The organism is Phreatobacter sp. GW821-FHT04C01, assembly GCF_059420385.1.
In genome coordinates, this window is sequence record NZ_JBWKTP010000002.1 from 188027 (window position 1) to 210157 (window position 22131).

The window sequence follows — 22131 nt, forward strand, 5'->3', positions numbered from 1 at the left end:
GGAGTACTGATGGACACGCTGGAGCTTCTGGAACAAACGTTTCGTCCGCTGGCCGGGAAGACCATCTTGGATATCGGCTGTGGCGGCGGGCTGCTCGCCGGTGCGCTCGTCAGGCGTGGCGCCGCGGTGGTCGGCGTGGACCCGGATCCGGCCGCGGTTGAAAAGGCCCGCGCGGGCGCGCCGGGCGCGACCATCCTGCAGGCGCCGGCCGAGACATTGCCGTTCGCGAGCGGCAGCTTCGACGGCTGCGTGTTTCTCAACTCGCTGCACCATGTGCCGCCCGAGGCCATGGCGGCCGCCTTGCGGGAGGCCTGCCGCGTCGCTCGCCCGTCGCGGCCCATCGTGGTCGTCGAGCCGCTTGCGAAGGGCAGCTTCTTCGAGGCGTTCCTGCCGGTGGAGGACGAGACGGAGGTGCGCGCATTGGCCCAGGACGCGATCGACGCCGCCCAATCCGGCGGGCTGCTGCAACAGCGTCAGGCCATCGTCTTCAGCCGGATCGAGCGGTTCGAAAACGTGGCAGCCTTCGTCGCGCGCGTCACCGCCGGCGACCCGGCCCGCATGGCGGCGGCGGCCGCCGGCGCGCAGCGGATCGAGCGGGCATTCGCACGCCTGGCGATCCCGGGCCGCGACGGGCGTTTCGAACTGGAGCAGCCGCTGCTGGCGCGCGTACTCGAGGCCGCGTGAGGCGCCGGAGGCGCTTCACATGTCCTCGCCCCCAGGCTTTCCGAGAGGCTTGTGCCGCTCGACGGTGCCACCATGGATAATCGAGGACGGCGCGCGTCGCCGCCTCGCGAGCGTGGTCCGCGGTCGAATAAGCTGCAGACCCGATTGCGGTGCCGGAGGTCTTGTCCGTCGCGCTCACGTGCCGGCGGGACTCTTGTCCCACGCCGGGCCTGACGGCCCGCCTAGTTTTCAGCCGAAGGTGAAGGCATAGGCCTCCACCCCGGGATCGAGAAACCTGATCTCGAAGGTGCGATCCCCGATCGTTCCGCCCTGGCGGATGAGCTGGTAGAGACGCTGGCCGGTGACGGTCCCCAGGCCATCGGCATCGACATCCATGCCGTGACTGGCGCCGGGCGGCGCGCCATCGATCGTGACGCGAAACCGGACCGGACCCCGGTCCGGCGCAAGTCCGAGCACGAGATGCAGATCACGCGCGTGAAAGCGATAGACGATGGAGCCCTCCGGGGTGTTGAGCGCGGCGTGCTCGCCGCCCACCGTCCAATCGCCCGAAAGTCCCCATTCGTTGAGCCTCGGCGCCGGCGCGTCATAGACGTGACGGGTATCCTGAACCGCGCCGCCGGGCGAGATGAAATTGGCCGCCCGCTCGTAACCGACATAGGTTTCGGGGGACCGGACGTCGGCGGTCGCGGCGGCCTGCACGCCGGCGGCATTCACCGCCACCACATCGGTTGACAGGCCGGTCTTGCCGGCCTCCGCCAGGAGCTGCTGGATAATCCGCTCGGAGGCCTCATAACCCCCTTCGCCGAACTGGTGATGGCGCACGCGACCTTGCGTATCGATGAAGTAATGCGCCGGCCAGTAGCGGTTCCTGAAGGCGCGCCAGATCGCATAATCGTTGTCGATCGCGACGGGATAGTCGATCCGCAGATCGGAGACGGCGCCGCGGACATTTGCGAGGTTCTTCTCGAACGCGAATTCGGGAGCGTGAACACCGATCACCACCAGCCCTTGATCCCGGTACTTTTCGGCCCAGGCCCGCACATAGGGGATCGCGCGCAGGCAGTTGATGCAGGAATAGGTCCAGAAATCGATCAGCACGACCTTGCCCTTGAGCGCCTCGGCGGTCAGGGGGGCCGAATTCAACCAGGCGACCGCACCCGACAAGGAGGGCAGCTCGCCTTCATCAGGCAGCTGCTCACTCCGGGCGACCGGCCTGCCCTGCATCATCATGCCCGGATTGCCACCGGTCATCGCAGGCGCGCCGCTCATCATGGCGGGATTTCCGTTCATCATGGCAGGGCTGCCCGGCATGACCACCGAGGACTGCGCCGGCCTATCGGTCTCGCGTTGGAACCGATCGAGCAGGCCCTGCTCCAGGCTCGCCGTGCTCGCCAGCGAGAGGCGGGTGAGGAAGCCGGTATCGAGCCCGAGCCCAATGGCCGCGACGGCGGCGAGCACCGCGGCGCCAAGACCGCGGCGGACCCATTCACTCGCCCCGAGCGAATGTTTCATCGCGGCAAAGACCCGGCCGCCGACAAGCAGGGCGAGCGCGAGCGAGGTTGCCGCTCCGGCGGCGTAGGAGGCCAGCAGCAAGGAGGTCTCGACATTCGCACCCTGGAGCGCCGCGCCGGTCAGGATCAGGCCCAGGACCGGTCCGGCGCAAGGGGCCCAGAGGAGACCCGTCGCGATGCCGAGCAGCAGCGACGGCAGCAGCGTCGCGCCGCTCGCCTCGGCGCCGCGTTCGGCTGATCGGGACAGGCGCGCGCCGAGCCCGACGAGCGGCCGGGTCGCCCATTCCGACACCTGGGGCAGCAACAGCGCGACGCCGAACAAGGCCAGGAGCACCAGGGCCGCGGTGCGGCCATATTGGTTGGCTTCGACCGCCCAGCCGCCGCCGACGGCGGCAAGCGATGCCACTGCGGCAAAGGTCACGGCCATGCCGGCCAGCATCGGCAGGCCGTTGCGCAGGAACGGCCGTTCCGCCCGCGCGAAAACGAAGGGCAGCACGGGCAGAATGCAAGGACTGACAATGGTCAGGACGCCGCCGAGATAGGCTAGCAGGAACAGGATCATGGCAAAGGCCTCCCGGCGATCAGGCGGCCACGGCCTTGAAGCGCATGGCGACGCCGTTCATGCAATAGCGCAGGCCCGTCGGCCGGGGCCCATCGTCGAAGACATGGCCGAGATGGCCGCCGCAGCGGCGGCAGTGGACACCCGTCCGGACCATTCCGAAGGAGGTGTCCCGGGTCGTGCCGATCGCGTTTTCCAGCGGCGCCCAGAAGCTCGGCCAGCCGGTGCCGCTGTCGAATTTGGTGGTGGAGGAAAACAGCGGGAGGTCGCAGCCGGCGCAGGTGAAATCGCCGCGCCGTTCCTCATGCAGCAGCGGACTGGTGTAGGGACGCTCGGTGGCGCTCTGGCGCAGCACGGCAAATTGATCGGCGCTCAGGCGCTTGCGCCAGTCCGCGTCGCTCAGGGCGACCTCGAAGGTTTCGGCGGCGGCCGTGGCGCCGGCCAGCCACGGTGCGCCGGCCGCCGCGACGAGGCCGATCGCACTGCTGGCCAGGAGAAGACGTCGTGTCATCATGGGCATGACCTCCCGTTTCGACGCGCCCGAGCGCATGTCCTATTGGCCAATACAGAGGTAATCGTTATATCGTTACGGGAATAACGAGGGTCACGCGCATGTGATCGAGGACGGGCGATCGCCGTGGCCGGACCCCGTCCTGCCCGTCGGCCCTCGGCCGGGCCGCCGATCGGTTGCATCGGGCAAGGCGCGCAGGCTGTCCTTCATCGAGCCGATGGAGAGGCCGCCACCTGTGAGGGCAGGCCTGCAACGTTGGCGGCAACCCGTGCTGGACACGGTTCCAAGATCCTCGTTATGTTTTCTTGAATATAGCGCACAAGGATCGGCAATGCCGATCCGCCATTGAGGTCGAAAGCCATGACCATTCATGTTCCGGCGGCCCGCCACCCGTTCCTGGACGGCAAGACCAAGCGGATGTTCATCGACGGCAGGTGGGTTGACGCGGCTTCGGGGAAAACCTTCGAGACGATCAATCCGTCCACCGGCGCGGTGCTCGCGACCGTCGCCGAGGGTGACCGCGAGGACATCGATCGCGCGGTCGCCGCGGCACGCCGGGCGTTCAACGGCGCCTGGAGCAAATTCAAGCCGTTCGAGCGGCAGAACCTGCTGTTGAAGCTCGCCGACCTGGTCGAACGGAATTTCGACGAGCTCGCGGCTCTCGATACGCTGGACATGGGTGCGCCGATCAGCCGCACGACCGCCAGCCGGCTGCGCGCCATCGGCATGTTGCGCTATTACGCCGGCCAGGCGACGGCGATTCATGGCGAGACGATCGAGAACTCGCTGCCTGGCCACTATGTCAGTTTCACCGTCAAGGATCCGGTCGGTGTGGTCGGGGCGATCATTCCCTGGAACGGGCCGTTGACCGCGTCGATCTGGAAGATCGGCCCGGCGCTCGCCACCGGATGCACGGTGGTGCTGAAGCCGGCCGAGGAGGCGCCGCTGACGCCGTTGCGGCTGGCCGAACTCTGCGAGGAGGCCGGGATTCCGCCGGGTGTCGTCAATGTCGTGCCCGGATATGGCGAGACCGCCGGCGCCGCGCTCGCCGCTCATCCCGATGTCGACAAGGTGGCCTTTACCGGGTCCCACCTGACCGGCCAGAAGATCATCCAGGCCTCCGCCGGCAACCTCAAGCGGGTCTCGCTCGAACTGGGGGGCAAGTCGCCCGACATCGTTTTCGCCGATGCCGATCTCGACGCCGCGGTGCCGGGCGCCGCGATGGCGGTGTTCGCCAATTCCGGCCAGATCTGCAGCGCCGGTACGCGGCTTTTCGTCGAGCAGAAGATCTATGAGGAGTTCACCGCCCGCGTCGCCGCTTTCAGCAAGACGCTCCGGGTCGGCAATAGCAGCCATCCCGACACGCAGGTCGGGCCGCTGGTTTCGCCGGAGCAGCTCGAGCGGGTCACCGGCTATCTGACGATCGGCCGGGAGGAGGGCGCACGCGCGCTGTCCGGCGGCGCCAGGCTGACCGATGGCGACCTGGCGCATGGCTATTTCGTGCCGCCGACCGTCTTCGCCGATGTGAAGGACGACATGCGGATTGCCCAGGAAGAGATCTTCGGACCGGTCATCTCCGCCATTCCCTTCACCGATATCGAAGAGGTGACCGAGCGGGCCAACCGCACAAGCTTCGGCCTCGGCAGCGGCGTCTGGACCCGCGACGTGACCAAGGCGCATACGCTTGCCCGCAGCATCCGCGCCGGCTCGGTCTGGATCAATTGCTACCAGGCGATGGATCCGGCGGTGCCGTTCGGCGGTTACAAGATGAGTGGATATGGCCGCGAGAGCGGCATGCAGCACGTGGAGGAATATCTCAACGTGAAGGCCGTCTGGATCAAGACGGCCTGAGGGCGGGCGCCTTGACCGGTTGCCGTCGCCCTCCGTGGCGGCGCGTCGCGTAGAGCGCGCGGCAGGCCCCCGGCAAGAGCCTCATGGTCCGGCCCGACGGGGGGGGCGGCCCGCGCATCCGATCTGGGCGCGCCGCCGCCCAGGCGGCGACGGTGGGAAACGCAAAAGGCCGCGGTCGCGCCGGGGCGACGCAGCCTCCGCGGCATCGTAGTTGGGTTTGTCTCCGATCCGGCCCGGGAGCCAGCCCGATCCGCAGGCCGCGACGGAATGGCGTTTCGATCGCCGTCCCTGTTGCCGCACAAGGCAATTCGCCACGGCCAGGGGAAGGATGATCGATGCACTGTGCGCGTCGGATCACGGGCGTGCCGATTTGCACAATGACCCCATCGGAATGTTCGCCGATCCCGGTCGGGGAACCTGGGCCGACCGCAGTTGGCGAGGCATGATCGCGGCCGGCTTCGCAAGCTGGGCCGTCCGAAGCAGCTTCGCGCGCCAGGGCCGACATGCCGTCTTGGGCGGTTTCAGGACATCGATGGCGTTCGAGATCAGCCTTGTGATCTCCGGCTCCGCATCGCGGCCGCAAAAGAAAAACCCCGGCGGAGCCAAAGGCTTCGCCGGGGTTTTAAATGGTGGGCACGACTGGGATCGAACCAGTGACCCCTACGATGTCAACGTAGTGCTCTCCCGCTGAGCTACGCGCCCTTTGCGGCCGGGGCCGCGAATGCGAGGCGCTCCGTATAGTGGGGAACGCCGGCCGGTGCAAGACCGGTTGGGGACAGATTATGCGGCTTGTGCCAGCATTTTTTCGACCTCGTTGACGAGGTCGCGCAGATGGAACGGCTTGGACAGGATCTTGGCATCCTTCGGCGCCTGCGAGTCGGGCTGGAGCGCGACCGCCGCGAAGCCGGTGATGAACATCACCTTGATCTCCGGGTCGAGCTCGGTCGCCCGGCGCGCCAGTTCGATGCCGTCCATTTCCGGCATCACGATGTCGGTCAGCAGCAGCTCGAAGGGTTCCTCGCGCAGGCGGTGATAGGCCGACAGTCCATTATCGAAGGAGGCCACGTCGTAGCCGGCATTGTGCAGTGCCTTCACCAGGAACCGGCGCATGTCGTTGTCGTCTTCAGCCAGCAGAATTTTGCCCATAGGCCCGTCCGGTCCTTCGCCATGCCAGGAAATGCAGTGCGGCCGAACCGGAGTTCGCCAGCGGGCAATACTCAACACGCGGACGGTAAATATGGCGTGAAGGGGAAAGCAAGAATACTGCCGACAGGTAGCGCTCGGGCGGTTTATGCACAGCCCTGAGACGTGGCCAAAGGCGGGCCGCGCGGAAGCTGGATGGGCGATACGGAGCTGTTTTCAAGCCCCGAACGGTGACCTGAAACCGACATGGGCCGGCATCGGGCAACATGCGCGGCAGCGCGGCATGGCCGTCGCCGCGACGCGGCCGCTGCCGACCGGCGGGCGGGCGCTGCATGGGAGCAGGGCTGTTCCGACCTTTTCATCGCGAAGCGGCATGGGCTAAGCTCGACCAAGGACATCCTGGGCATGCGGCATTCGGGGTGGCAACCGCCAATGAGGCCAGATACGGACCTGCGATGAGCGACGCCCTTATCAGCGATTTCGATCCGGCTTTCGAGGCGCTCGAACCGGATGTTCTGGTCGCTCCGGTGGTGTTCAACTCGCCGCATTCCGGCCGCGTCTATCCGCCGCGTTTCCTGCAGCAGGTGCGGCTCGACCTGTCGACCTTGCGGCGCTCCGAGGATACCGATGTCGATGCCCTGTTCGAGGGCGTGGTCGAGCGCGGCATGCCGCTGCTGCGGGCGCATTTTCCGCGCTCGATGGTGGATGTGAACCGCGAGCCCTACGAACTCGACCCGCGCATGTTCGACGGCCGCCTGCCGACCTTCGCCAATACCCGCTCGATGCGGGTGGCGGGCGGGCTCGGAACCGTGCCGCGCGTGGTCGGTGAAGCCCAGGAGATCTATGCGCGCCGGCTGCCGATCGAGGAGGCTCTGGCGCGCATCGAGGCGATCTACAAGCCCTATCATCGGACCTTGCGGCGGATCGTTGCGGGTGCCCACCGGGCCTTCGGCGAGGCATTGCTGGTCGATTGCCATTCCATGCCGTCGCTGGCGCCGGCGCGGGAAGATCGCCCGCGCGCCGATATCGTCATCGGCGACCGCTACGGCACCAGCTGCTCGCCGGTGGTGAGCGACGTCATCGAAACGGTCCTGCGCGGCCGCGGCTACAATGTCGTGCGCAACAAGCCTTATGCCGGTGGTTTCATCACTGAACATTACGGCCAGCCACAGGCCGGCACCCACGCCGTGCAGATCGAGATCAATCGCGCGATCTATATGGATGAGCGCACCTATCGCCGCAGCCCCAGCTTCGACGCCTTGCGGCTGGACCTGATGGCGCTCGCCGACAGCCTGATGCGCCTGCCGCTCGATCGGCCCGGCGGCTGGCGGATCGCCGCGGAGTAGCCAGAGCAGCTATTCGCGAGGTGCATGGCTGAGGCGTCGCCGAGGCGACTCGCAGCTGTGGCCGGGCCTTGGGGAGGTCGCGACTCGGGTCTGACTGTTCAATTGATTAGGGTGCAATGCACAATAAGCCGATGTGTCGCGGCAGCGCGACAGCACCGAGGACCGGCCCCTGACGTGCCACGGAAGTGCCAGGTCTTCTCTTTGAAAATGTTCGAGAAATTGGACCTTGAAAAGAAAGAGGCCGCCCACTTTCGTGAGCGGCCCAAGTCTAGGGAGGAAACGCCCAAGGAGGGCTGCGCGATGTCGCAGGGCGACACCGCACTGCAACAATATGGCTGGGACCTCCGAAAAAGGCAAGATGGTTGACCCATTTTTTTCGCAAGGGCTGACGGCCAGCACCGCGTCGGCAGACGATCAGCGCAGGGCGCGGCGCGGATCCGGCGCCCCGGCATAGACCAGCGCCGCGGTGGCCAGGAGGATCGCCTGCATGCCGAAGGCGGCCTGGAAAGCGGCAACCGGATAGACCAGGGCAGGGCCGGCCACCGCCTTCACCGCGAGGCCGGTGAGCCACTGGGTGGCGAAACCACCGCCGACCGTGCCGATGTTGAGCAGCGTCATGCCGCGGCCGGTGAGGGTGGCGGGAAACATCGACTTGCCATGGGCAACGATGACCGGCGCGAAGGCGCAGCTGAAGCCGAGCGCGGCGATGATGGCCGCGGCGCCGGGCAGACCGACCCGGTGGCCGAACAGGATGAGGCTGGCGAGCAGGGCGACGCTCAGGCCGGCGGCGGCGAGGGTGACCGGCCGATAGGCCCTGACGACCCGGTCGGCCATGCCCCAGAACAGCATGCCGCCGACCTGGGCGATCGCCATGGCGAGCAGCACCTGGCCCTGGGTCTGCACGTTGGCGCCGTGAATATGGGCGAGATAGGGGCCACCCCAGAGGCCGATGATCAGGCCGAAAGTGGAGTAGCTGGAGCACTGGATCAGGAACAGCCGCCAGAAGCCGACGACCCGGGTGGCCCGCGCGACCCCCCTCAGCGCATCGGCGAGCGTCTCCTTCGGCGCTAAGCCTTGCGGTTCGACGAAGGAGCCCCTGACGATGGCGAAGATCGCGAAGGTCAGGGCGACGCAGGCCAGCCCTGCCGCGACGAAAGCCGCGCGCCAGCCGAAGGCCTCGGTGGCAAGCGCCAGCGGCACGGTCGCGCCGATATTGCCGAGGCTGGCGATCGACAGGTGCAGGCCGGTCAGCGAGGCGAAGGTCGCCGGCGGGAATGCCCTGCTGTAGATGACCAGCGGTGCCATCAGGAAGGTCGAGCAGCCGATGCCGAGCAGCGACCGACCGGCGAGCAGGCCGATATTGCCCTCGGCCAGCGCGAAGACGGCCGATCCGAGCACCACGAAGGCGGCCGAACCGAGCATGGCGGTGCGCGGGCCGTAGCGGTCGATGACGATGCCGACCGGGATCTGGCACAAGGCGAAGACCAGGAAGAAGCTCGATGACAGGGTGCCGAGCTGGGCGGCGGTCAGCCCCAGCTCGCCGGTCAGCGTGGTGGCGATGACGCCGACCGAATTGCGATAGAACTGACTGAAAGCGGTGGCGAGGCCGAGCGTGCCCACCAACGCGATCATGGCGGGTCTCGCCAATGCCGTTTCGCCCATGCCCTTGATGATCTCCTCCGCGGCGGGACCCTGCATGGTCGCATCGGCCGGGACAAGAGCATCCGGGACAGCGCAGGCCCCCATCCATGGCTGGCGGCGCGCATGCCGCGCCCATCCGGGCCATCCGAATGGCTGGGCCCGCCCGCAGACGGGTTGCGGGGTTTTGCTCCGCCGGCCTATAGCTTTTGGACAGGCTACCCGGCCGGCAGAGAAGAGGACGTCCCCCGTGAGCGCCGTCGACATCGAGGCTTTCGTCCACGAACTGGCAAAGATATCCGGCGAAGCGATCCTGCCGTTCTTCCGATCGAGCATCGGCGTCGAGAACAAGGCCGAGGTCGGCGCCTTCGACCCGGTCACCGAGGCCGACCGGGCGGGTGAAGCGGCAATGCGCCGGATGATCAAGGCGGCCTTTCCCGCCCATGGCATCGTCGGCGAGGAGCACGGCACCGAAAACCCCGATGCCGAGCATGTCTGGGTGCTCGATCCGATCGACGGCACAAAGGCATTCATCGCCGGCATCCCGGTCTGGGGCACGCTGATCGGGCTGGCCCGCAAGGGCATGCCTGCCTTCGGCATGATGCATCAGCCGTTCACCCGCGAGACCTTCTGGGGCGATTGCGCCCGGGCCCGCTATGAAGGCCCGGCCGGCGCGCGGGCGCTGCGCGTGCGAGGCTGTGCGGCGCTGGCCGAGGCCACCATCATGACCACCTCGCCGAAGATGTTCGGCGATGCCGACAAGGCCCGCTACGATCGGATCGAAAGCCAGTGCCGGACCTATCGCTACGGCGCCGATTGCTATGCCTATTGCATGCTGGCGGCCGGCCATGTCGACCTGGTGGTCGAGGCCGGCCTGAAGCCTTATGACATCCTGGCGCTGGTGCCGATCATCGAGGGGGCGGGCGGCATCGTCACCACCTGGGACGGCGGCCCGGCCGGCGACGGCGGACGGATCCTGGCGGCCGGCGACAAGCGCGTGCACGCCCAGGCCATGGCGATCCTGAACGGCTGACGCCCGCGCGCTACAGGAACGGCTGTTCCCCCGGCACGAAGGCATCGAAGGCGGCCCAGAACTGGCGCCGATAGACGTCACGCTCGAACAGCATTTCGTGTTTGGCGCCGGGCACCACGACCGTGTGGCCGGCGCGCAGGCGCGTGCCGAACGCCTCGGCCGCGGGTGTCGAGACCAGCGGGTCCTTGCCGGCGGCGATGATCAGGATCGGCTGGCGGATATCGGCGGCATAGAGCGGATGCGCGAAGGCCGCGGTGGCCTTCAGGCTTTCACGCGCCCAGGAGATGGTCGGCGAGCCCATGCCGAGGCGCCGGTCGATGTCGGCATAGGCGCCGACACGGGCATAACGCGCGGGGTCCGAGGTGACCGGATTGGTCCCGAACGGGCGCTTGGACAGAGGTTCGAGCGAGCCGCCGGGAATCGTCATGCTGCCGAGCCCGAGCCATGACAAGGCGGTCAGGGCCGCGAGTGGCAAGGTCGGCCGCGGCACCTGGGCGAGCCCGATCATCGGGGCACTCAGCACGACCCGGTCAAACCAGGTCCGGCCGGCCTTCAGCGCCTCGATCATGATCGCGCCGCCCATGCTGTGGGCGAGCGCGTGGAACGGCGGCCGGCAGTCCGGCAGGGCGACCGTGTCCATGATCGCGGCGAAATCGATCTGATAGTCGGAAAAGCGCCGGACATGGCCCTTGCGGATGTCGCCGGTGAGCCGCCCGGAGCCGCCCTGGCCGCGCCAGTCGAAGGTCAGCACGCCGAAGCCGCGGTGGCGCAATTCGTCGATCACGTCGAAATATTTCTCGATGAACTCGGTGCGCCCCTGGACGATCACGAGGGTGCCCTTGCGCGGCGCGCCAGTCGGCTCCCAGCGGGCATAGCGAATCGGCACGCCGTCCGCGGTGGTGACCGTGCCGGCGCGGGCGCCTTCGGGGACCGGGCGGTCGGGCAGGGCGACAAGATCCATCAGCGCACCAAGGTCGCGAATCGGCGAGAGCTCAAGAGGATAGCGCCCGTCCGGCCACGGTGACATGACCATGCCGGCGGGAGCAACGAGGGACGGCTGCGAGACGGCGTTCGCCTCTACCAGGCCGGCACCAGCCGCCAGCGGTAGACCGGGCGGCCGCGGCCGTCATAACCGGATGGCGGGACGACGACCAGGGCGGGCGGGGCCGGCGGCAGCAGGTAGACCTCGCCCCTGGCTTCCCGGCAATAATAGGAAGCGGGCTCCAGCGCGTAGAACGCCCGCCCCCAATCGTCATGCTTGGTGACACGGATCGGCGGGGCGCCGGGCGCGCAGGGGTCGAACGGATAGTTACGTGGCAGCCATTGCACCGGCAGCGCCCGGCCGGCCGAAAGGTCCGACCGAGCGGGCGGCACGACCGGCATGGCCGAGGCTGCGGCGGGCGCGACGAGGGCCAAGGCGGCGGCGAGCACGATCTGCAAAACCATGAGCCCGCTCCGTCTCCCTGAGGCGCTGGAAGAGGGATGGTTCCCACGGATCCGGTCCAGCGCCAAGGATTTGGCCGCGCGATGGTGAATGATGCGGGAATGTCAGCGCGACGGAGGCGGTGTCACCGGCGCCTTGGGCTCGGCCCCGTGCGGTCGCGGCCGGTCGATGTCGACACGCCGCATGCCGATGATCTCGGCATTGCGTCCGTCGATGACGATGCGCAGGCGGCGACCGTGGCCGTCGACGCCGGTGGCCATATAGGTCGGGCCGCGCCGGATCATCGGCTCGCTGAGGGCATAGCCGCGCCGGCCGAGCTGGCCGGCGATCTCGGCCGAGGGCAGGACGGCCTCGTCCAAGGGCGCGGGCGCCGGCCGCGCGCCGCTGTCCGGCGTCGTCGAGACCAGATTGGCGGGGCCGGCGAGTGCCAGGGTTCCGATCGAGCCCAGCACGATGCCGGCCCAAAGCAGAAGCACCGCCTTGCCGGGGGCGACCATGATCATCGGGAAACCTCGGGACTCCTGGACAGGGCGCCGGCCGAACCACCGGTGCCTGATCGTCTCATCGCGCCGATCATGCCCGCCGCCCGCTGAACCGGCCCGGACAGCCGCGTTCACGTGGCTTTCAGAAAGCCGGCGCCCCGCGCGCGCGCCAATTCCGATCCTCGGAGACCCCTTGCCCGACTTTCGCGGGGACCTTGCCCGGCTTTTGGAAGGGGGCTTGCGAAGCGGAAATGTGATCCCCAACTCAATTGCCGTGCAGGCCCCTGGCGGCTGCACCTCACGAACGGCCCGGCCATCCGGCGGGCCCCACTCTGATGTCGCTTGAAGGAGGACATCCATGCGTACGTTCGATCTTGCTCCGCTCTACCGTTCGACCGTCGGCTTCGATCGCTTGTTTTCGTTGCTCGACCAGGGATCCGGCGCCGATGTCCCGGTTCCCGGTTATCCGCCCTACAATATCGAGAAGACCGGCGAGACCGCCTACCGGATCTCGGTTGCCGTTGCCGGCTTCACCGAGCAGGACCTGTCCATCGAAGTGAAGGAACAGGCGCTCACCATTCGCGGCGAGAAGGTCGCGGCCGAAGGTGAAACCAAAGCCGAATATCTGCATCAGGGCATTGCCGCCCGCGCTTTCGAGCGCCGGTTCCAGCTTGCCGACTATGTCTTCGTCAAAGGTGCGGCGCTCCAGCACGGCCTGCTGCATGTCGACCTGGTTCGCGAAATCCCCGAGGCGATGAAGCCGCGGCACATTACCATCGCCAATGGCGACGGCGCCCGCGTCATCGAGAGCACCCAGGCCAAGAAAGCCGCCTGAGGCTCACCGTCTCCGACAGTGCCTGCACCGGCCTCCAACCGGTTCTCCCATGCGCGAACGCCCCGGTGCTTGCACCGGGGCGTTTCGTTGTGGCGGTCCCGCAGGGCCGGCGGATCGGTCAGTCGGCGGGCTGGCCCTGCGGCGTGACCTGGCGGACGCCGGCGCGCGGCTCTGGTGCGCCGGGCAGCGTTTCGCCATTCGGGCCGAGGAAGCGGCCGTCGACCATGACGCCGTCATCCGGTTCGGCCGGCCTTGCCGCGGCGGTCGGCGGCGTCGCCGGCGGGACGGCCGGGGCGGCCTCGACCGGCGCAGGCACCGTCGGAACCGGCGTGATCACCGGCGCCGGGGGCGGTTCGACAGGGGCTGGGGGGAGTGCCGCGGTCGGCGGTGCCGGAACCGGCGGTTCGACCGGCGTGGCCTGCGGCGGCGGCACGATCTCGGGCGTCGGTACGATCACCGGCGGCTCCGGAACGGGAGCCGGCGGCAAGGCGGCGGTCGGCGGCGGCGCGGGTGCGATCGGGGCCGGAGGCGTCGCCTCCTGCACCGGCGGAGCGGCGGGCGGGGTGAACGGGATGCGCGGCTCGACGCTCAGGGGTTGATCCTGGGGCGCGATACGGGCGGCCGGCGGCGGTGCGGCCGGAGTGGCATCGGCCGGCGGAATGGCGACGGGCGGCAGGACGGCCGGCGGCACCATGCCGGGCGGGTCGATCTGCGGGCGGGGCACCGGCACCGGCACCAGCCGCGCGGTGATGTCGCGTTCGGGTTTCGCCGCGCGCTGCGGCCGTTCGGGCCGCTGTTCGGGACGCTGTTGCCCAGGCCGATCGAAGTCCTGCTCGAGCCGGCCGTCGCGCTGCATCGGCTGGCGGCCGTCGCGGGACTGGAAGTTCGGCCGCTCCTCGGGCCAGACCGGCGGCGTGCCGAAACGTGGCCCCTGCGGATCGATGTAGCGCACGCGCAGCGGCCGGCCGCTGAAGGCGTCGATCGAAACGCGCACGCGCAGGCCCTGGCGATCGATCGTGTCCATCACCCAGGCGCCCTGGACGAGCCTCGGCCGGGTCGTCGCGCGATAGCCCATCGAACGGGTGATGGTGACGGCTTCGCCGGGATGAATGGCGTCGGTTTCCGGTTCCGGATCGAGATAACGTGGTTCGCGGAAGCGCGGTTCGTAGCGTGGTTCGTAGCGCGGCTCGTCGTAGCGTGGCCCCCAGCCGCCGCCCCAATATTGCACCTGGACCGTTTGGCTGGCCGCGCCGGCGGCGTCTTGCATCGCGCCGAACGGCAACGCCTGGGCCGGGCTCATCCCGACGGCGAGAGCGGCCACGGCGGCCGCCAGATATAGATTTTGGCGCACGATCTGCGTCCTCTTTCCCCAGCGAAGCCCCAGGTCAACACTTCGGCAAGGAGAACGGCGATTTAAGGGCAGCTCGCGAAAAGTTCAGCGCGGCCTGGTCATTCCGCGGCAAGCGGAGCGGCGGCCTCGGCAGCGGTCGCGATGAACCGGTCGACGTCCTCGGGCCGGGTGGCGAAGCTGGTGATCAGGCGCACGACGGTTTCGTCCGGACCAACCGTGGTGCCGGCCGGCAGGCTCCTGTCCGACCACGGGTAGAACACCGCGCCGGCGGCCTTCAGGCCCGCTTCCACGGGTTTCGGCAGGATCGGGAAGACACCGTTTGCCTGGGGGGTGAACGGCACCTTGACGCCCGGCACGGCCGCCAGGCCCGCGGCGAGCCGGGTCGCCATGGCATTGGCGTGGCCGGCAAGCTCCAGCCAGTGGCCGTCGCCGATGAAGGCCTCCATCTGGGCGGCGAGGAACCGGTGCTTGGACAGGAGATGGCCGCCGCGCATCCGCCGCCGCACCATGTCGGCGCCCTTGGCCGGATCGAAGAAGACCATGGCCTCGCAGGCGAGCCCGCCGCCCTTGGTGGTGCCGAAGGACAAGACGTCGACGCCGGCCTTCCAGGTCAGTTCGGCCGGACTGCAGCCGAGCGAGGCAACCGCATTGGCGAAGCGCGCGCCGTCCATATGGACGTTCAGGCCCCTGGCCTTGGCGATCGCAGTCAGCGCCTTCACCTCATCGACCGCATAGACCAGGCCATATTCGGTCGATTGGGTGATCGACAGCGCATGGGCCGGTGCATTGTGCGGCACGCGCTTGGGCAGCCGGGCGAGAGCCTGTTCGAGCGCTACCGCGCTGAACTTGGCGCCGGGGCCGGGAATGCCGACGAGCTTGGCGCCGCCGGTGAAGAATTCCGGGCCGCAGCATTCGTCTTCGATGATATGGCTTTCCTCGTGGCAGAGGATGATGCCCCAGGGCGGCGTCAGCGTCGACAGCGCCAGCCCGTTGGCCGCCGAACCGGTAATGACCATGTAGACGCCGACGTCGTGCTCGAACAGGTCGGACAGCATCCGCTCGACCTTCTTGGTGCCATCGTCATTGCCATAGCCGAGCCGGGGGCCGGCATTGGCGGCGACGATCGCCTGCATGACCTTGTCGGAGGCGCCGAGCCCGTTGTCGCTTGCGAAAAACATCGAATGGAATCCCTGTGCCCGAACCCGGATTTTTCACGCGGGCAATAACCGCTGTGAGAAATCCGGGCGAGCTTATGCGGGAGACAGGGCCGATGTCACCGCTCAACGCGGCAGGGTGGTCGTGCCCATCAGGTCCTTGTCGATCGCATGGGCCGCCTGCCGGCCCTCGCGGATCGCCCAGACGACCAGCGACTGGCCGCGGCGCATGTCGCCGGCGGCATAGACCTTGTCGACCGAGGTCTTGTAGTCGGTCTGGTTGGCCTGGACGTTCTTGCGCGGGTCGAGTGTCACGCCGAGGCTTTCCAGCATGCCGGCATAGACCGGATTGACGAAGCCCATGGCCAACAGCACCAGATCGGCGCGCAGGTCGAACTCGCTGCCGGCGATCGGCTGCATCTTGGCGTCGACGCGCACGCAACGCAGCTTCTTGACCTTGCCGTTGACGCCGGAGAACTCGGTGCTGAGCACGGCGAAATCGCGCTCCGCACCTTCCTCGTGGCTCGACGAGGTCCTGAGCTTCAACGGCCAGAGCGGCCAGGACAGCGCCTTGTTCTCCTTTTCCGGAGGCTTCGGCATGATCTCCAGCTGGGTCACCGAGACGGCGCCCTGGCGCACCGACGTGCCGATGCAGTCGGAGCCGGTATCGCCGCCGCCGATCACCACCACATGCTTGCCGCCGGCGAGGATCGGCTCATTGGTGCCGATCGATTCGTTGGAGACGCGGCGGTTCTGCTGGGGCAGGAAATCCATGGCAAAATGGATACCGTCGAGATCGCGGCCGGGGATGGGCAGGTCGCGCGGCTGTTCCGAGCCGCCGGTCAGCAGCACGGCGTCGTAGTCGGCGATCAGCTTGTCGACCGGCGTGGTCACGCCGACATGCTCGTTGTAGCGGAAGGTCACGCCCTCGGCTTCCATCTGGCTGATGCGCCGGTCGATCAGGCGCTTCTCCATCTTGAAGTCGGGAATGCCGTAACGCAGCAGGCCGCCGGCCTTGGCGAATTTCTCATAGACATGGACGTCATGGCCGACGCGGGCGAGCTGCTGGGCAGCCGCCAGCCCCGCCGGGCCGGAGCCGACAATGGCAACCGTCTTGCCGGTCTTCTTCGCCTTGACCTCCGGCTTGATCCAGCCGGCGTTCCAGGCCCGGTCGACGATCGCGCATTCGATCGTCTTGATGGTGACCGGCGTGTCCTCGATGTTGAGCGTGCAGGACGCCTCGCAGGGCGCCGGGCAGACCCGTCCGGTGAATTCCGGGAAGTTGTTGGTCGAGTGGAGGTTCTGGCTCGCCTCCTCCCAATTGCCTTGATAGACGAGGTCGTTCCAGTCCGGGATCTGGTTATTGACCGGGCAACCGGTGTGGCAGAAGGGAATGCCGCAGTTCATGCAGCGCGACGCCTGGTTGCGCGTGCTTTCCTCGCTCAGCGGGATGACGAACTCGCGGTAGTGGCGGATACGGTCGCCGGCCGGCGCATAACGCCGGTCCTGGCGATCGACTTCGAGAAAACCCGTTACCTTCCCCATTTCATTATTCTCCTGCCAGCGCGAAGGGGCGCTGTTCGGCCTGCGCGGCCATCTCGGCGAGCGCGCGGCGGTATTCGACCGGCATCACTTTGCGGAACTTCGGCAGCATCTCGGACCAGCGGTCCAGGATGTCCTGCGCCCGTTTCGAGCCCGTATAGCGGGCGTGATTGGCGATCAGCTGGTTCAAACGCTCGGCGTCGAACCGGGTCATGTCGCTCATCACGTCGACCCGGCCATGGCCCTCCAGGCCGCCGGACTGATGGTAGTGCTGCGCCAGCAGTTCCTCTTCCTCGAGCACGTGCTCGAGCTCGACCATCGACATGTTGCAGCGCGAGGCGAAATCGCCGGCCTCGTCGAGCACATAGGCGATGCCGCCGGACATGCCGGCCGCGAAGTTGCGGCCGGTCTGGCCGAGCACCACGACGATGCCGCCGGTCATGTATTCGCAGCCGTGATCGCCGGTGCCCTCGACCACCGCGATGGCGCCCGAGTTGCGCACGGCGAAGCGTTCGCCGGCGACGCCGCGGAAGTAGCACTCGCCCTCGATCGCGCCGTAAAGCACGGTATTGCCGACGATGATCGAGTTGTCGGCGTCGAGGTCGACGGCTTCCTTGGCCGGATAGATGGCGATGCGCCCACCCGACAGGCCCTTGCCGACATAGTCGTTGGCTTCGCCTTCGAGCTCCATGGTGACACCGCGGGCAAGCCAGGCGCCGAAGCTCTGGCCGGCGGTGCCCTTCAGCTTCACATGGATGCTGTCGTCGGCCAGGCCGGTATTGCCGTGGACCGCCGCGATGGCGCCCGACAGCATGGCGCCGGTCGAACGGTTGACGCTGCCGATGCGGGTTTCGATGACCACCGGCTTGCCGTCCTCGATGGCGGGACGCGCTTCCGCGATCAGCTTGCGGTCGAGCACGGCCTCCAGATGGTGGTTCTGGTCTTCCAGGCGGCGGATGCCGACGGTGTCGGGCACGTCGGGCTTGTGGAACAGCCTGGAGAAGTCGAGGCCCTGGGCCTTGCCATGGGCGACGACCGCCTTCTTGTCGAGCATCTGCATCTGCCCGACCATTTCGTCGAACTTGCGATAGCCCATGGCCGCCATCAGCTCGCGCACTTCCTCGGCGACGAAGAAGAAGAAGTTGACGACATGTTCCGGCTGGCCGCGGAAGCGCTTGCGCAGCACCGGATCCTGGGTGGCGACGCCCACGGGACAGGTGTTCAGGTGGCACTTGCGCATCATGATGCAGCCGGCCGCGATCAGCGGCGCGGTGGCGAAGCCGAACTCGTCGGCGCCGAGCAGGGCGCCGATGACCACGTCGCGGCCGGTGCGCAGGCCGCCGTCGACCTGCACCGAGATGCGCGAGCGCAGGCGGTTGAGGACGAGCGTCTGGTGGGTTTCGGCAAGGCCGATCTCCCAGGGGCTGCCGGCATGCTTGATCGAGGTCAGCGGCGAAGCGCCGGTGCCGCCCTCGAAACCGGAGACCGTCACATGGTCGGCGCGCGCCTTGGCGACGCCGGCGGCGACCGTGCCGACGCCGACTTCGGAGACGAGCTTGACCGAGATGTCGGCGGCCGGATTGACGTTCTTCAGATCGTAGATGAGCTGCGCCAGATCCTCGATCGAATAGATGTCGTGATGCGGCGGCGGCGAGATCAGGCCGACGCCGGGCGTCGAGTGGCGCACCTTGGCGATGACCGCATCGACCTTGTGGCCGGGCAGCTGGCCGCCTTCGCCGGGCTTTGCGCCCTGCGCCATCTTGATCTGGATCATGTCGGCATTGACCAGATATTCGGTGGTCACGCCGAAGCGGCCGGAGGCGACCTGCTTGATCGCCGAGCGCATGGAACGCCCGTCCGGCAGCGGCTTGAAGCGTTCGGCCTCTTCGCCGCCTTCACCGGTGTTCGACTTGCCGCCGATCGAGTTCATGGCGATGGCGAGCGTGGTGTGGGCCTCGCGCGAGATCGAGCCATAGGACATGGCGCCGGTGGCGAAGCGCCGGACGATGTCGGCAGCCGGTTCGACCTCGTCGAGCGGCACCGGCGTGCGGCCGGCCTCTTCCGCCATCTTGATGTGGAACAGGCCGCGTATGGTCTGCAACCGGCCGGCCTGCTCGTTGATCAGGCGCGAGAACTCGCGATAGCGGTCCTGGCTGTTGCCGCGCACGGCGTGCTGCAGTGCTGCGACCGTATCGGGCGCCCAGACGTGGTCCTCGCCGCGAATGCGGTAGGCATATTCGCCGCCGACCTCGAGCGTGGTGCGCAAGGTCGGATCGTCGGAGAAGGCGGCGGTGTGCCGGCGCACCGTCTCGTCGGCGATCTCGGCCAGGCCGGCGCCTTCGATGCGGGTGGCGGTGCCGGTGAAGAAGCGCTGGACGAATTCGGTGGACAGGCCGACCGCGTCGAAGATCTGCGCGCCGCAATAGGACTGGTAGGTCGAGATGCCCATCTTGGACATCACCTTCATGATGCCCTTGCCGATCGACTTGATGAAGCGCTTGACCACCTCGTCGGCATCGACCTCGGGCGGCAGCTCGCCGCGGGCGTGGATCTCCTCCATGGTCTCGAAGGCGAGATAGGGGTTGATCGCCTCGGCGCCGTAGCCGGCCAGACAGCAGAAGTGATGGATCTCGCGCGCTTCGCCGGTCTCGATGACGAGGCCGGCCGCGGTGCGCAGGCCCTTGCGGATCAGGTGGTGGTGGACGGCGGCGACCGCCAGAAGCGACGGGATCGGGATGCGGTCCGGACCGACCATGCGGTCGGACAGGATGATGATGTTGTAGCGGCCGTGGACGGCCGCCTCGGCGCGGTCGCACAGAAGCTGCAGCGCTTCCGCCATGCCGCCGGCGCCCTTGGTCGAGGGATAGGTGATGTCGAGCGTCTTGGTGTCGAAGGAATCCTCGCGATGGCCGATGCAGCGGATCTTTTCCAGATCCTCGTTGGTCAGGATCGGCTGGCGCACTTCCAGGCGCTTGCGGCGCGAGGTGCCGTCGAGGTCGAACAGGTTCGGCCGGGGTCCGATGAAGGACACCAGGCTCATGACGATTTCCTCGCGGATCGGATCGATCGGCGGGTTGGTCACCTGGGCGAAGTTCTGCTTGAAATAGGTGTAGAGCAGCTTCGACTTGGTCGACAGCGCCGAGATCGGCGTGTCGGTGCCCATCGAGCCGACGGCTTCCTGGCCGGTGGTCGCCATCGGCGCCAGCAGGATCTTGGTGTCTTCCTGGGTGTAGCCGAAGGCCTGCTGCTTATCGAGCAAGGGCACGTCGGTGCGCGAGGCCCGCGGCTCGACCGGCGGCAGGTCCTCCAGGATGATCTGCGACTTGGTCAGCCAGTCCTTGTAGGGGTTCTGGCTGGAGAGATCCGCCTTGATCTCCTCATCCGAGATGATGCGCCCCTGCTCGAGGTCGACCAGCAGCATCTTGCCCGGCTGCAGCCGCCACTTCCGGACGATCTGGTCTTCCGGCACCGGCAGGACGCCCATTTCGGACGCCATGATGATGCGGTCGTCCTTGGTGACGAACCAGCGCGCCGGGCGCAGGCCGTTGCGGTCCAGCGTCGCGCCGATCTGGCGGCCATCGGTGAAGGCGATGGCGGCCGGACCGTCCCAGGGCTCCATGACCGCGGCGTGATATTCGTAGAAGGCGCGCCGCGCCTCATCCATCAGCTTGTTGCCGGCCCAGGCCTCGGGCACCAGCATCATCACCGCATGGGCGAGCGAATAGCCGCCCTGGACCAGGAATTCGAGCGCGTTGTCGAAACAGGCGGTGTCGGACTGGCCCTCGTAGGAGATCGGCCAGAGCTTGGAAATGTCGTTGCCGAACAGCTCGCTGTCGACGCTGGCCTGGCGGGCGGCCATCCAGTTGACGTTGCCGCGCAGCGTGTTGATCTCGCCGTTATGGGCGACCATGCGGTAGGGGTGGGCGAGTGACCAGGTCGGAAAGGTGTTGGTCGAGAAGCGCTGGTGGACGAGCGCCAGAGCGCTTTCGAACGCCTCATCGTGCAGGTCGGGATAATAGCTGCCGAGCTGGTCGGCCAGGAACATGCCCTTGTAGACGATGGTCCGGCACGACAGCGACACCGGGTAATAGCCTAGCGTCTTCGGGTCGTTGCGGTCATAGACCACATTCGAGATGACCTTGCGCAGGACGAACAGCCGGCGCTCGAACTCGTCTTCCGAGGCGACATCGGCGGCGCGGCCGACGAACAGCTGCATGTGCTTCGGCTCGGTCGGCGTCACGCTGAAGCCGAGCGAGGCGTTGTCGGTCGGCACTTCGCGCCAGCCGAGCAGGGTCTGGCCCTCGTCGGCAATGACCTTTTCGATGGTCTCGCGGACGATCGCCTGGCCTTCCAGGTCGCGCGGGAAGAAAATGTAGCCGACGGCGTAATGACCGGGCTCCGGCAGTTCGAAGCCGAGCTCGGCGGTCTTCTTGGCGAAGAAGGCGTGCGGGATCTGCACCAGGATGCCGGCGCCGTCACCGGCGCGCGGGTCCGCGCCGACCGCGCCGCGATGTTCCAGGTTGAGCAGGATCTGCAGCGCGTCCTGGACGATCTTGTGCGACTTGCGGCCCTTCATGTCGGCGATGAAGCCGACGCCGCAGGAATCCTGCTCGTTGGCCGGATCGTAAAGACCTTGCGCCGCCGGCAGGCCGGGATGGACGATCGGGCGCGTGCGGTTTTTCGTACGGGTGGCCGTATTGGCTTTCGTGGTGCGGTTGGTCCGCGCCTCGATACCCCGACCCTTGCCCGCACCAAAACCGTGAGCGCTCATCTTCGACCTCGTTTCGCGGCAAAGTGCCGCCGTTTCATGCCCTGACTGTGACACACCCAGCCGGCTGCGACCCCGAGGTTCCCGGTGCCGGCCGGCTTGTCACTTTGCGGCCTTGGGCCGCTTTCGACTACCCCTGCGGGGCCTATTGCAGATAGGGCAGCGATGCTGACCTTTCTGAAGTCGCTTCTTTGACAGATTTCAAACAGGGTTACAAGCGGCAATCCATGGTGAAAAGTCGGTTTGGATGCGGTTTGTTGCCAGCGGCTGTATTGCCGA

General features: G+C 67.5%; 16 protein-coding genes and 1 tRNA gene. 5 read left to right on the forward strand and 12 right to left on the reverse strand.

All coding sequences use genetic code 11. The features are described from left to right. The first annotated feature begins 9 nt into the window (after window positions 1-9). Window positions 10-684, forward strand: coding sequence for a class I SAM-dependent methyltransferase (locus AC07WJ_RS07910; protein ID WP_494934015.1), 675 nt, complete (start codon window positions 10-12; stop codon window positions 682-684). Window positions 685-912: 228 nt separating this feature from the next. On the opposite strand, the gene AC07WJ_RS07915 is transcribed toward AC07WJ_RS07910, so the two are convergent. Both AC07WJ_RS07915 and msrB read right to left on the reverse strand, forming a co-directional pair. Then, complete coding sequence (locus AC07WJ_RS07915; RefSeq protein ID WP_494934016.1) at window positions 913-2757, reverse strand: cytochrome c biogenesis protein DipZ; 1845 nt, start codon at window positions 2755-2757, stop codon at window positions 913-915. Window positions 2758-2776: 19 nt separating this feature from the next. Further along, complete coding sequence (gene msrB / locus AC07WJ_RS07920; protein WP_494934017.1) at window positions 2777-3268, reverse strand: peptide-methionine (R)-S-oxide reductase MsrB; 492 nt, start codon at window positions 3266-3268, stop codon at window positions 2777-2779. A 357-nt stretch (window positions 3269-3625) separates the two neighbouring features. Between msrB and AC07WJ_RS07925 the strand changes: the two genes are divergently transcribed. After that, window positions 3626-5116: an aldehyde dehydrogenase family protein gene (locus tag AC07WJ_RS07925; protein WP_494934018.1), complete on the forward strand. Its 1491-nt coding sequence runs from the start codon at window positions 3626-3628 to the stop codon at window positions 5114-5116. Window positions 5117-5743: 627 nt separating this feature from the next. Here the strand turns inward: AC07WJ_RS07925 and AC07WJ_RS07930 are convergent. Together AC07WJ_RS07930 and cpdR are read right to left on the reverse strand one after the other, a co-directional pair. Continuing rightward, a tRNA-Val gene (locus AC07WJ_RS07930) sits at window positions 5744-5818 on the reverse strand. Window positions 5819-5896: 78 nt separating this feature from the next. Then, window positions 5897-6262 (reverse strand): cell cycle two-component system response regulator CpdR, encoded by a 366-nt coding sequence (gene cpdR / locus AC07WJ_RS07935; RefSeq protein ID WP_494934019.1) that lies wholly within the window; start codon window positions 6260-6262, stop codon window positions 5897-5899. Between the two features lie 452 nt (window positions 6263-6714). Here cpdR and AC07WJ_RS07940 point away from each other — a divergent pair, with 452 nt between their 5' ends. Further along, window positions 6715-7605 (forward strand): N-formylglutamate amidohydrolase, encoded by an 891-nt coding sequence (locus AC07WJ_RS07940; protein WP_494934020.1) that lies wholly within the window; start codon window positions 6715-6717, stop codon window positions 7603-7605. A gap of 414 nt (window positions 7606-8019) precedes the next feature. Here the strand turns inward: AC07WJ_RS07940 and AC07WJ_RS07945 are convergent, their stop codons facing one another. Beyond that, the gene (locus AC07WJ_RS07945; protein WP_494934021.1) at window positions 8020-9303 is read right to left on the reverse strand and encodes an MFS transporter; all 1284 of its coding nucleotides are present in this window, start codon (window positions 9301-9303) and stop codon (window positions 8020-8022) included. Between the two features lie 190 nt (window positions 9304-9493). Here AC07WJ_RS07945 and hisN point away from each other — a divergent pair, with 190 nt between their 5' ends. Continuing rightward, window positions 9494-10276 carry a histidinol-phosphatase gene (gene hisN, locus AC07WJ_RS07950; RefSeq protein ID WP_494934022.1) on the forward strand — a complete coding sequence of 261 codons (783 nt, stop codon included), beginning with the start codon at window positions 9494-9496 and terminating at the stop codon, window positions 10274-10276. Window positions 10277-10286: 10 nt separating this feature from the next. Here hisN and AC07WJ_RS07955 read toward each other — a convergent pair whose 3' ends face one another. The 3 genes from AC07WJ_RS07955 to AC07WJ_RS07965 all read right to left on the reverse strand — a co-directional run bounded on the left by AC07WJ_RS07955 (window position 10287) and on the right by AC07WJ_RS07965 (window position 12223). Next, window positions 10287-11237 (reverse strand): alpha/beta fold hydrolase, encoded by a 951-nt coding sequence (locus AC07WJ_RS07955; protein ID WP_494934023.1) that lies wholly within the window; start codon window positions 11235-11237, stop codon window positions 10287-10289. Between the two features lie 116 nt (window positions 11238-11353). Next, window positions 11354-11722, reverse strand: coding sequence for a hypothetical protein (locus AC07WJ_RS07960; protein WP_494934024.1), 369 nt, complete (start codon window positions 11720-11722; stop codon window positions 11354-11356). 102 nt (window positions 11723-11824) lie between these two features. Beyond that, window positions 11825-12223, reverse strand: coding sequence for a hypothetical protein (locus AC07WJ_RS07965; protein WP_494934025.1), 399 nt, complete (start codon window positions 12221-12223; stop codon window positions 11825-11827). A gap of 337 nt (window positions 12224-12560) precedes the next feature. Between AC07WJ_RS07965 and AC07WJ_RS07970 the strand changes: the two genes are divergently transcribed. Further along, window positions 12561-13037, forward strand: a complete 477-nt coding sequence (locus AC07WJ_RS07970) for an Hsp20 family protein (protein ID WP_494934026.1) — start codon at window positions 12561-12563, stop codon at window positions 13035-13037. A gap of 118 nt (window positions 13038-13155) precedes the next feature. On the opposite strand, the gene AC07WJ_RS07975 is transcribed toward AC07WJ_RS07970, so the two are convergent. The 4 genes from AC07WJ_RS07975 to gltB all read right to left on the reverse strand — a co-directional run bounded on the left by AC07WJ_RS07975 (window position 13156) and on the right by gltB (window position 21855). Next, window positions 13156-14388 carry a hypothetical protein gene (locus AC07WJ_RS07975; RefSeq protein ID WP_494934027.1) on the reverse strand — a complete coding sequence of 411 codons (1233 nt, stop codon included), beginning with the start codon at window positions 14386-14388 and terminating at the stop codon, window positions 13156-13158. A 98-nt stretch (window positions 14389-14486) separates the two neighbouring features. After that, window positions 14487-15566 carry a threonine aldolase family protein gene (locus AC07WJ_RS07980; RefSeq protein WP_494934028.1) on the reverse strand — a complete coding sequence of 360 codons (1080 nt, stop codon included), beginning with the start codon at window positions 15564-15566 and terminating at the stop codon, window positions 14487-14489. A 102-nt stretch (window positions 15567-15668) separates the two neighbouring features. Then, window positions 15669-17087, reverse strand: a complete 1419-nt coding sequence (locus AC07WJ_RS07985; protein WP_494934029.1) for a glutamate synthase subunit beta — start codon at window positions 17085-17087, stop codon at window positions 15669-15671. A gap of 4 nt (window positions 17088-17091) precedes the next feature. Continuing rightward, window positions 17092-21855 (reverse strand): glutamate synthase large subunit, encoded by a 4764-nt coding sequence (gene gltB, locus AC07WJ_RS07990; RefSeq protein ID WP_494934030.1) that lies wholly within the window; start codon window positions 21853-21855, stop codon window positions 17092-17094. Window positions 21856-22131 lie beyond the last annotated feature (276 nt).